The following is a 10040-nucleotide window of genomic DNA, read 5'->3' as shown; positions in this document are numbered from 1 at the left end:
TGGGACGGTTCCTGAGCCGCGCGGGCCGGATCGTCGGCACCGACGACCGGCCGCTCGGCCGCAGCCGGGTCAGCGGCGACCCTTGTCGCCCCTGTCGCCCCGGCCCTCACCGCGACGGCGCTCGTCCTTGCCGGTCGCGTCGTCGTACTGGATGCGCTCCTTGCGGACGGTGTCGCTCACCTCGCGCTCCTCGGTGACCTTCTCCGTCTCCAGGCGCACCCGCTCCACCGGAACGGCTTCCTTGCGCACCACGGGCCGCTCGGCGTGGAGCGTCACTTCGGTCTCCGCCTCGCCGATGTCGGCACGTGTACGGTCGCCCTCACGGATCGGCTCACGCACGACCCGGACCTCCTCGTGGCTGACCGGAACGGTCGTCGACACGTTCTCGGTCACGACGACCTTGCGCAGCCGCGCCCGGCCCACCTGCTCGTTCTCGGTGCCGACCCTCAGCCGCTCCTCGGAGCGGACGATGGCGTCCTCGTCCTTGGCGTACCGGCCGTGGACATCGGTGCCGGTCGCGTTCCCGGGCACGTCGACGCTTCCGGCGGCCCCGCCGGGACCCGGCGTGTACGTGCCGTGGCCGTCGACGCCGTAGTGACGGTAGAGCTCGCGCTCGGCGTCCACGTCGAGGTGTTCGTCGGCGTCCATGCGCGGGGCGTCCTTCACCATGCTCTTGGCGTACGCGACGTGCAGGGCCTCGCCGTCCTGGCGGGCGCCCGCCAGCGGCACGAAGGACTCCTTGGTGCCAAACAGACCCGTCTTGACCGTCACCCATTCCGGGCGGCCCGAGTCGTCGGCGAGGTAGACCTGTTCGACACCGCCGATCTTCTCTCCTTCGGGGTCGTAGGCCACAAGGCCCTTGAGCCCCTCGGGGCGGTTGAACATGTCACCAGTGCTCATGCGGATCACTCCTGACTGTCGGGGGAGAGGGCGGCATCCGGATGCGAAGCCGTGTCCCTGCCTCCAACCCCGCCACAAACCCCGTGCCGCAGCTACCGCAACTTGCCCCGCGAAACGGCCGACATCCGCTCCACGCCTTGGCTGGGCCCGTCCAGGGGCGTTCCGCGCGTTGGGCCGACCGGGTGAGTGGAGCTTCGTCCCCCGCATACCGGGCACGCGCAGCGCATGACGCTCGCAATGCTTTCGCTGCCGCCGCTCATCATGGCCGTCCTTCTCGCCTTCGGCTTCGGCCACACCGCGCGTCCCCGCCACGGCCGCCGCCGCAGCCACTGACCCCCTCAGCCGCGGGTTCCCGGGCGCCCGGCGCCCGCGCCCGCCGGCTTCGCCCTGGCCCACGCCTTCACGCCGAGCTGTCCGGTGGTTCCGAGGTCGAGGTTCGGGGTCACCGTGACGGGCCCGGCGCCCGCCTTCGCGCGGACCCGCACATAGGGTACGTTCACCGCGGTGCCGGCCTCGGTGGTGTTGCGCCACACCAGCGAGGAGATCGCCGACTCGCCGGGCTTCAGCGTGATACGCCGGGGCTTCTCGTCCGGGCCGGTGCCGGTGGTGATCCCGCCACCGCCCTGGAGGATCGTGATGCCGTGGACGGTCTTCAGATCGCCGTCCAGGAGCTCCAGGAGCGGATAGCCGTCGACGGTGTAGTCGTGCGCGCCGCAGTTGTCGAGATGCAGACCCACGATGCGCAGCCCCATGGCCGCGTCGCCGTCGTCGGCGCTGACCCGGATGCCGGAGGCGGGGCACACCCCGGGCGCCGTCGGGGCCTCGCCGGCCGGCACCTTTCTCACTTCGAGGACTTTGGCCCCGGTTGTCCGCGGGGTCGAGAGCGGCAGATACCCGGCCCGCACCGAGCCGCTCACCGTCCTCCCCGGCCCGACATCGCGTACGGTCGCGGTCCCACTGCCCATCGCCCCGCCGTCGCTGCTCAGGAACGAGACCACGACCGTGTAAGTCAGGCTCTGCGTACCGCTGTTGGTGACCTCGAAGGTGGCGGCGACTCCCGAGTCCTTGGTGGGATCGTCCACGGAGAGCCCCGAAGAGCCGCCCGCGTCGTCGTCGCCGGAGGACGAACGGCCGGCGGTCGGCGCGGGAGAGTCCCCGGGCAGGGTCAGTGAGGTGATCCGTACGCCGTCCTTGCCCGGGTCGCCGACTCCCGTACTCGACGACGGCGCGGCCGGGCCCGTGTTCCCGGCGCCGGGGTGCACCGTCCCGCAGGCGGTCAGGAGAAGGGCGGTCGCCGCGAGAGCGGGCACAACGGAAGGGCGTATGCGCATGGGGCCCACTTCATCATGAGGCGCGCCCGGCACCTGTGGTGGAGGCCATACCTCCGGCTGTGGGGTGGTCACGGCACGGCGATGACGACCGCTCCCACCGACGTGATGCGATGCAGAAGAGACATGCATTTTTTAGTGGTCACCACATCTGGTGAGCTCTCCCCACCGTTCCTGGACTGTCGCTGTCGCTGTCGCTGTCGCTGTCGCTGCCCACCGGCCGGTCCGCCGGCCCGGCACACCCTCACCGAGGAGCCTGGCGGCGCCGTCCATCCGCACCTTTTCGTGTTCTCGTGCGGGCCCTGCCCGGCGCCGCTCTTCTCGGCCGCCTGGAGGCCCCCGCGATCCTCTGGACTGCCGCCGGCCGCGATCGTCCTCCGCGACGACCACGCGGACCCTTCCGCGCACCGCACCGCACCGCACCGCACCGCTCCGCGACGACCGCGCGGACCTTCCGCCCACCGCGCCGCTCCGGCAACGACCTGCGCGAGCACACCTTCGAATCGGCCATCTCGGCCAACACCCGTACATCGAGCGGCATATGAGCCTCCTCGCCCAGGTCGCCCTGAGCGCCTGCGCCGCCGCACTCGTCGCGATCGCCGCCGGCCACTTCGCACCGGTCCGGACGCCCGGGCCACCCGTGGGCGTGTACGCCGCCGGAGGCATCACCGTCCTCGGCGTCGGCGTGGTCGCGGCGCCCGGACTTGACAGCCGCGCTCGCGGTCCCGGTGCCCCACGATCTCCCGGAGGGCGCCTGGTTCGCGGTCGGCGATGGTCGCGTCCTGGTCACGCGGCCGACTCCGGGCGAAGCCCGCCGGGCCGCCGGCCGCGAGGCTCCCGAGGTGACTGTCGTGGTCCGCTTGGCATGAGGGCGGAGGCCGTAGCGGGTGCGCCGAGCGCGGATCCGCCGGCCGCCCCCGTACGTCCGTGGATCGCCACGCGTCCGGTCCGGTGTTCAACGTCCGCGAGGGAGTTTGAGGAGGTTCCGCGACCAGGCGCCACCAGGCGCCACCTGGTGTCGGCGTCGGCAGCCCAGCTATGCGTTTGATGGGGTTGTGACCCTTTTATGACATTGGGTCATTCGGTCGGCGGGGAGGTAGGAGGGTGACCACGCATTCCGCGGCGCCTGTACCGGCCGCCGAACAGAATGGGGAGTACGCCTGATGCGTAACGTCCGGAAGATCGTTGCCACGGCCACCGCCACGGTCACCGCCACCGTGCTGGCAGGTGTGATGGGAGGGGGAGTGGCTCAGGCGTCGTCGCCCTCGACCGTGGGGGCGTCCGGCGCCACAGCGCCCTCCGCGTGCCGCCCGGCGAACCACATCGCGAAGATCTCTGCCGCGCCCGCCTCCGCGGGGCACCGCCACTACCGCGTCACACTGACCGCGCCGCGCGGGTACGAGCCGTGCGAACTCGCCGGATCGCCGACCGATGTCCGGTTCTACCACCACGGGTCAGCCGACAAGGTCAGGGCCGGCCGGTACGGCACGCAGAACAAGCGGGTGACGTTCGGGCCGGGCCACCCGGTCCACTTCGACATCCAGGTGCCCAACAGCACGAGGGGCACCCGCGCCGACGAAGCGGCCTTCGCCCTCAGGGCACCGGGAGGTGTGATCCCGGGGGAGTCGTCGGCCCACGGTCCGCTGACTGTCAGCCCAGGCACGGCCATCGGCCCGATCCAGGCGGGCGCCTGACGGGGGTCCGGGCCGTGTGGGTGTGCCGGCAGGGCCGAGCGGGCGCCTGACAGGGCTTCGGTCATGTGGGTGTGCCGCTTGGGCCGGGCGGGGACTTGGCGGGGGTCGGCCGCAGCCACAACGACCGCTCGCAGCAGGCCGGTTGAGAGCGTGAAGTGAGTAGGGCGCAGTCCGTGACGGCCTCCGCCGACCCCACCCGGCTCGTCGTGCTGCGCGGCAACAGGGCGAGTGGCAAGAGCAGCATCGCCGCCGAGCTGCATGTGCGGTACAGCCGGGGCTTGGCCCTCGTCGGACAGGACAACCTGCGCCGTGTTGTCCTGCGGGGGCCCAGCCATCGGCGTGATCAACATGCCGCTGCGCCGGCAGATGGTGGTGGCGGGGCGTGGACTGGGTTGCTGGGTGCTGCCGGGCCAGGATCCGGACCTGAGGTCGGGGCGCCGCGGCCAGGTCACACAGGGGAACACCCTGGGTGGCGCCTGGACGTTGATGCACAATCCGGCCGGCTGGCCGGAGGAACTCCTGTGCGCTCTCCACCGGCGTGTCCTTCTGGTGCCTTCGACCGGCATGATCGTCGACCTGGTGACGGGCCGTGCAGACGCCGGAGTCATCGCGGGACCTTCGCTGGGTTATGAGGACGTCGCTCCGATGCCGGTCATCATCACCGAGGCCGGCGGCAGGGTGTCCGACCTGGGCGGAGCTACCGTACTGACGGGAGACAAGTCGGTGCTCATCACCAACGGCCACTTGCACGACGAGTTCCTGCGGCTGGTGAGCCGCTTCCCCCGTCGTCGTGACTACCGGGCCCTCGGCCAGGGCGAGTAGCTGCGCGGCAGCGCAACCGCCGAAGATTTTCGGTGTCACCCCCGCAGAGCCGCCTATAGGCTGCCTCGATGGTGGACGTGCGTGAGATGACCGAGGCCGACGTCGAGGCCGTGTCCGCCGCGCGGGTGCACGGCTGGCAGGCCGCCTATGCGGGCCTCGTCCCGCAGCCGTATCTGGATGGCATGACGGTGGAGGACGACGCTCGCCGACGCCGCGCGTGGATGTCCGACCCCCGCCGGCAGGGGACCGACCTGGTGGCCGACGCCGGTGCCGGCCCCGTCGGGTGGGTGAGCGCCGGGCCCTGCCGAGGGGCAACGCCCGAGTCGCGAACGGCCGAGGTGTACGCGCTTTACGTGCGACCGGACCTGATCGGACAGGGCGTGGGCAGCGCCCTGCTGGACGCGGCCCACACGTATGCGAAGGCGCGGGGCTTCGACTCCGTCGCCCTGTGGGTGCTCAGCGGGAACACGCGGGCACGCCGCTTCTACGAGAAGGCTGGCTACGCGGCCGACGGCGGCGAACAGAGCGACCCGTACGACGGCGTGGTCCTGACGGAGCTGCGTTACACGCGCGGGCTGTAGGGAAGGGCGGGACCCACAGAGAGTGGCACGGGTCCTCAGCGGGCCCTGGTCAGCGGCCTGTCAGCGGCGCTGCGTGCTTCCGCACCACGCGAAGGATGCCGCCGACAGGGGGCCGTCGGCGGCATCCTTGATCGGGTTCAGCCCCAAGTCCCCTGTCGCGCGGAACCCGATCGTCCACCGGACATGTGTCGTGGGAGACCTGTCCGGTGTACTGGCGCTCATCCCCCGTTTGCGTCTGGTGAGCACCACGTGGCCATTGCAGCGTCATGGCGCCGTAGGAGGCAAGGCGGCGGCGGGTTTGGGGCGTTGGCGTTCCACTGGCCGGGATGGTTGCGCATGGGTGTTCCGCCGGCTGGGATGGGCGGGGTCAGCTGGGCGAAGGTGCCGCCTCGCGGGCCGTCTCGTTGTGCCAGGCGATGGTGGCGGCCTCGACGGCCAGCGAGAGGATCTCGGGGTCGGACGGATCGTTGTTGAGGTGGCGGAACTCCGACCCGAGGGTGATGGCGAGGCGCTCGGCGAGCCCCAGCCCCGGGTAGCGCTTCTCGCGGATGAGGTGTTGGGCCGCGGTGGTGGGCGTGAAGCCCCGTGCGTGAAGGTCGCGGGCCTGCTCGGCGAGGTCCGTGAGGTACTGGATGTGCGTTCGCAGGCCGTCCTGGTCGAGGAGGGGACCGTGGCCCGGCACGATGTGCTCGGGGTCGTGGGCCAGCACCTCGTTGCACGCGGTGACGACATTGGCGAGGGGGCCCGCCCAGTGGCACGGGTGGTCGCCCGCGAAGACGATGTCGCCGGTGAACACGACGCGCTGCTGGGGCAGATGCGCGATCAAGTCGCCCACGGTGTGCGCAGGTCCGGTCTGGTGCAGCTCCACCAGGATGTCCCCGACGTGGACGTCGAGGCGCCCTTCAAAGGTGTCGGTCGGGGGCGTCACCGTGATGCCGCTGAAGTCGAACGACCCGAAGTGGCGGCGGAAGTACCAGCCCAGCGGCTGGTCGGGGTCGGTCTCTTCGATGAGGGCACGGAGTTGTTCCGGTGTCGGTTCGAGACACTGGTGCTCAAGGGTGCGATGGGTGGAGATGATCCGTGCCCCGGTGACCCGCTGATTGCCCCAACTGTGGTCGCCGTTGCCGTGGGTGGTGAACACCGTGCCGATGTGGGCCTCCGGAGCCACGGCGCGCGCCGCGGCCAGGAAGGCGTCCGTCAGGTCCAGGGCGTACGGGGTGTCGAGCAGAGCGGCGTGGCGGCCGGAGGTGATCAGTCCGCAGTTGGCAAGGCCCCACCGGTCCGCTCCGTCGGGTGCCCAGACGTGTACGCCGGGGGCTATGGGAATGAGTCGTGGTGTGGAGGTCATGGTCACGTAATCTAGCTGGGCTTGGTGGCGGGGTCGGCAAGCGCCGGTGCCGGTTGACCCAACGAGGTTTTGCCACACGTGAGTTGAGCGGTGTGCGGCTTGGGTTGAGTTGGCTTTGGTTGGGTTGCCGGGTTGCCGGGTTGCCGGGTTGCCGCATGGCCGGGTTGGACGGTGTGCCCAGCGTGTCGGGGGGCTGAGGGCCCCCCGGGGACGAAGGGTCCCCGGGGGTGTCCGGAGGGCGGTGTTGCATGGGCGTGGAGGAGGGTGCCCTGCGGACCGTACGCCCCGACTGCACGCCTCACGTCAGCCGAGGGGCTCTGCCGCCTTGGTCATCGGCCCTCCCGCACCACCCGTGTTGAGCGTTCCCGCCGGTTCGAAGAGCAGGATCGCGGTCTCCTCGTCCGCCACGGGACAGTGCTCGACTCCGCGGGGGACCACGAACAACTCGCCGGGGCCCAGCACCACATCCACATCCCTGAGCTGGAGGGTGAGCCGCCCGGTGATGACCAGGAACAGTTCATCGGTGTCCTCATGGCTGTGCCAGACGAAATCCCCTTTCAGTTTGGCCAGCTTGACCTCGTAGTCGTTCAGCACAGCCACTTTCTTCTGCGACCACAAGTCGCTGAACTGCGACAGCTTGTCGGCGAGGTTGACGGGAACAGCAGACGTGGACATACGGCATCCTTTCCCAGGGCCGGGCAACCGGGAGCGACCTCACAGCCCCTCCGGCCGGCGTCACGAGCCTGCCCTGCCGGACTCCGCTCGTCTTGTACGTTCCTGACATGACAGGAGACCGGCCTCGCACGTCCATCAGCGCCTGGAGGCCGTCGGTCCCGGGGATCACCGAGGTCTTCCACGCGCACTTCACCGACCACGCCTACCCGGCCCACACCCACGACACGTGGGACCTGATGATCCTCGACGACGGCTCGGTCGACTTCTCACTCGACCACCGCCGCCATGCCGCGACGGGCGGCGCAAGCGTCCTTCTGCTGCCTCCGGGCGTCCCTCATGACGGTCGGACCGTCACGGCGTCCGGCTTCCGCAAGCGCAACCTCTACCTCGACGACTCCGTACTCCCGCAGCGTTTGGCCGGTCGTGCGGTGGACGCTCCGGTCGTCAAGGACGGGCCGCTGCGCTGTCGGATCGATCAGTTGCATGCCGCTCTCGCCCACAGTGGAGACGAGTTCGAAGCGGAGTCCCGCCTTTCGCTCATCCGCGAACGACTCCGTTTCCACCTCGACGCGCTCCAGCCCCGTGCGCCGGGGCGTGAGGCCAACCGGCTTGCCGCCGAGCTTCGGGAACTGCTGGACTCACGGATCCGCGTGGGCATATCCCTGCGCGAGGCAGCCGCCGTCCTGTATGCCCATCCCACTCACCTGATCCGCTGCTTCAAGCAGACATACGGCCTGCCGCCACACACGTACCTCACCGGCAGACGCATCGAGCAGGCGCGTCGACTTCTCCTCGACGACCGACGGCCCGCCGAGGTCGCCACAACCGTGGGATTCCACGACCAGGCCCACCTGAACCGACACTTCATCCACCATGTGGGCACCACCCCCGCGCGATACACGCGCACGCGCGGCGGTTCGCCCGTGACTTCTCCCTGACCCTGTGCCGGATGCTCGCATTGCCGGATGCTCACATCCAGTCGCATCTGTAATCCTCCTGCGGCCAGTAGCCCCGGTGTGGCAGTAGCCCTCCTGCGGCAGGGGCGCCGCTGTGAGGTGGGCTTCGCAGCGGGGGACTCGATATACAGGAACGTGAGGTTCCTGAAGTTCACCTACCGGAAAATGGCGGGCCTGGCACGGTCAGGGGCCGTTCAGGAGAATGGGCCCGGGCCCGGCCGCGGTGTGGGAGTCGCGAAGGGCCTCGACCATGAGGGAGAGTTCGCGATGGCGCAGTCTGCTGCTGTCATGTCACCACCAGAGCGGAACGTCAGCGCCGTCGCCCGCACGATCGCCGTGCTGCGAGCGGTACGCGTGCTGGGGCCGGGCACGCATCCGTTGGCCGACATCGCCACCCGCGCCGGGCTTCCCCGCGCCACCACACATCGGTACTTGAGAGCTCTGATAGATGCGGAAGAGGTCGAGACTCAGGGGTACAGAGGGCGCTACGCCCTCAGCGCAGGGCCCGAGTTCGGGCCGGCCGTCGCGAGGCCTACGCCCGGGCCTCCGGTGGGGCCCATGCCCGGGACTCCGGTGGGTCCGGTGGGGACTCCGGTGGGGACTCCGGTGCGGCAGGCGTCGCCCGCCATCCGCGCCGAACTGGTCGCCCTCCAGGCGCGCACCGGCCAGATCGCCATGATCTATGTTCCGCTCCTGGTGGGCCCGCCCGTACGGATCTGCGCGGAACACGTTATGGGCGCGCACAGCGGTGAACTCGCCGCCGCCTCAAGGGAGTCGGTGCAGGAGCTGTGGCGTGCTCCTTTGGAAGCTGATGCCTGCGGGCTCGTGATCCTGGCCGCCCTGGGTGACGGTCCCCGCACCGGTGGCGCACTGGCTCGCATCCGCGAGAACGGCTACGCGGTAGGCCCGTCGCCCCTCGCAGCCCGCGATGCGATCGCGGTCGCGGTCTGGAAGGGGTCGGCCGTCGCGGGAGCGGTGGCCCTGCTCGCCTCGCGGAGCCAGATGCGCGGCGCGTCCATACGTAGCCGCTACATCCACAGCGTCCTGGATTCCGCCGCCACAATGAGCGGCCACCTCACCCGCCGCGGAACATGACGCGTTGGCTGAGGGATTGCGGGGTGAGGGGCCAGGGGCTGAGCGGTTGACGCCGGGCAGACGGGCGGTCGACGAGCCCGGCGGTCGACGAGTCCGGCAGTCGACGACCGGGCGGTCGGGTGGGCTTGTTGCTGTGCTGCGGGTGGCCCCCCTCTGTCCGACCACGGTCGGCCGGTGCCCCCCCCGCCGACCGTGGTCACGGGTGCCCCTCCACATGGCGTACGCTGGTGTCTACCGACGCGGGGTGGAGCAGCTCGGTAGCTCGCTGGGCTCATAACCCAGAGGTCGCAGGTTCAAATCCTGTCCCCGCTACTGCGTAAGCGCACGAAGGCCCGGATCCCTGCGGATCCGGGCCTTCGCGTTTGCCCGCCGCTGTCGTACGCCCGGCGGAGCAGCCGCAGCCGCGCCAGGCCCCTGGAGCCCTGGCGCTACGGCGCAAAATGGTCTTGCTTCATGTCAAAAGCGACGTTCCCGCACCCTCCACGTCCGTATGGCCGATGTGGCTGACGTGGCGTGACGGGGCGTGACGTGACGATGCCAAGCCTGGCCGCCTCCTGCCTGTGCTCCCCGAGCCGTACCCGCACCCGCACCCTGACCCCGCGCCACCGAGCCCCGTACCCGCACCCGCCGCCGAGCCCCGC

At 70.5% G+C, this 10040-nt stretch carries 9 protein-coding genes, 1 tRNA gene and 2 pseudogenes; 8 read left to right on the top strand and 4 right to left on the bottom strand.

Annotated features, from left to right (window positions below):
• Nucleotides 1–69: 69 nt before the first annotated feature.
• Together AB0D31_RS04165 and AB0D31_RS04160 are read right to left on the bottom strand one after the other, a co-directional pair.
• Nucleotides 70–900, bottom strand: a complete 831-nt coding sequence (locus AB0D31_RS04165; RefSeq protein ID WP_362716681.1) for a PRC and DUF2382 domain-containing protein — start codon at nt 898–900, stop codon at nt 70–72.
• A gap of 338 nt (nt 901–1238) precedes the next feature.
• Nucleotides 1239–2231, bottom strand: coding sequence for a DUF4232 domain-containing protein (locus AB0D31_RS04160; protein WP_362716678.1), 993 nt, complete (start codon nt 2229–2231; stop codon nt 1239–1241).
• Between the two features lie 1160 nt (nt 2232–3391).
• On the opposite strand from AB0D31_RS04160, the gene AB0D31_RS04155 reads away from it, so the two are divergent.
• From AB0D31_RS04155 to AB0D31_RS04140, 4 genes and pseudogenes are all read left to right on the top strand, one after another.
• The gene (locus tag AB0D31_RS04155; protein ID WP_362716676.1) at nt 3392–3922 is read left to right on the top strand and encodes a DUF4232 domain-containing protein; all 531 of its coding nucleotides are present in this window, start codon (nt 3392–3394) and stop codon (nt 3920–3922) included.
• A gap of 173 nt (nt 3923–4095) precedes the next feature.
• A pseudogene (locus AB0D31_RS04150) lies at nt 4096–4245 on the top strand (kinase); the annotation flags it as partial.
• The gene (locus AB0D31_RS04145; protein ID WP_362716674.1) at nt 4181–4744 is read left to right on the top strand and encodes an inositol monophosphatase family protein; all 564 of its coding nucleotides are present in this window, start codon (nt 4181–4183) and stop codon (nt 4742–4744) included. The pseudogene AB0D31_RS04150 and the gene AB0D31_RS04145, both read left to right, overlap by 65 nt.
• Nucleotides 4745–4812: 68 nt before the next feature.
• Nucleotides 4813–5325: a GNAT family N-acetyltransferase gene (locus tag AB0D31_RS04140; RefSeq protein WP_362716672.1), complete on the top strand. Its 513-nt coding sequence runs from the start codon at nt 4813–4815 to the stop codon at nt 5323–5325.
• Between the two features lie 367 nt (nt 5326–5692).
• Here AB0D31_RS04140 and AB0D31_RS04135 read toward each other — a convergent pair whose 3' ends face one another.
• Complete coding sequence (locus tag AB0D31_RS04135) at nt 5693–6673, bottom strand: MBL fold metallo-hydrolase (protein ID WP_362716669.1); 981 nt, start codon at nt 6671–6673, stop codon at nt 5693–5695.
• A gap of 303 nt (nt 6674–6976) precedes the next feature.
• Nucleotides 6977–7348 carry a cupin domain-containing protein gene (locus AB0D31_RS04130; RefSeq protein WP_362716666.1) on the bottom strand — a complete coding sequence of 124 codons (372 nt, stop codon included), beginning with the start codon at nt 7346–7348 and terminating at the stop codon, nt 6977–6979.
• A 107-nt stretch (nt 7349–7455) separates the two neighbouring features.
• Between AB0D31_RS04130 and AB0D31_RS04125 the strand changes: the two genes are divergently transcribed.
• From AB0D31_RS04125 to AB0D31_RS04110, 4 genes and pseudogenes are all read left to right on the top strand, one after another.
• Nucleotides 7456–8286 carry an AraC family transcriptional regulator gene (locus AB0D31_RS04125; protein ID WP_362716663.1) on the top strand — a complete coding sequence of 277 codons (831 nt, stop codon included), beginning with the start codon at nt 7456–7458 and terminating at the stop codon, nt 8284–8286.
• A 27-nt stretch (nt 8287–8313) separates the two neighbouring features.
• A pseudogene (locus tag AB0D31_RS04120) lies at nt 8314–8697 on the top strand (hypothetical protein); the annotation flags it as partial.
• A gap of 189 nt (nt 8698–8886) precedes the next feature.
• Nucleotides 8887–9399, top strand: coding sequence for a hypothetical protein (locus AB0D31_RS04115; protein ID WP_362716711.1), 513 nt, complete (start codon nt 8887–8889; stop codon nt 9397–9399).
• Nucleotides 9400–9637: 238 nt separating this feature from the next.
• Nucleotides 9638–9711: transfer RNA gene (locus tag AB0D31_RS04110), tRNA-Met, on the top strand.
• Nucleotides 9712–10040 lie beyond the last annotated feature (329 nt).

The sequence above is a fragment of the Streptomyces sp. NPDC048361 genome (assembly GCF_040651795.1).
Classification (GTDB): domain Bacteria; phylum Actinomycetota; class Actinomycetes; order Streptomycetales; family Streptomycetaceae; genus Streptomyces.
Note: the sequence above shows the minus strand (reverse complement) of the source record. Positions and strands in the feature narration are given on the sequence as shown.

Bases quoted from the DNA above. Each gene is read 5' to 3' on its own strand.
- AB0D31_RS04130 (WP_362716666.1), bottom strand. From the start codon at position 7,348: ATGTCCACGTCTGCTGTTCCCGTCAACCTCGCCGACAAGCTGTCGCAG.
- AB0D31_RS04145 (WP_362716674.1), top strand. From the start codon at position 4,181: ATGTGCGGTACAGCCGGGGCTTGGCCCTCGTCGGACAGGACAACCTGC.
- AB0D31_RS04160 (WP_362716678.1), bottom strand. From the start codon at position 2,231: ATGCGCATACGCCCTTCCGTTGTGCCCGCTCTCGCGGCGACCGCCCTT.
- AB0D31_RS04165 (WP_362716681.1), bottom strand. From the start codon at position 900: ATGAGCACTGGTGACATGTTCAACCGCCCCGAGGGGCTCAAGGGCCTT.
- AB0D31_RS04140 (WP_362716672.1), top strand. From the start codon at position 4,813: ATGGTGGACGTGCGTGAGATGACCGAGGCCGACGTCGAGGCCGTGTCC.
- AB0D31_RS04155 (WP_362716676.1), top strand. From the start codon at position 3,392: ATGCGTAACGTCCGGAAGATCGTTGCCACGGCCACCGCCACGGTCACC.
- AB0D31_RS04135 (WP_362716669.1), bottom strand. From the start codon at position 6,673: ATGACCTCCACACCACGACTCATTCCCATAGCCCCCGGCGTACACGTC.
- AB0D31_RS04125 (WP_362716663.1), top strand. From the start codon at position 7,456: ATGACAGGAGACCGGCCTCGCACGTCCATCAGCGCCTGGAGGCCGTCG.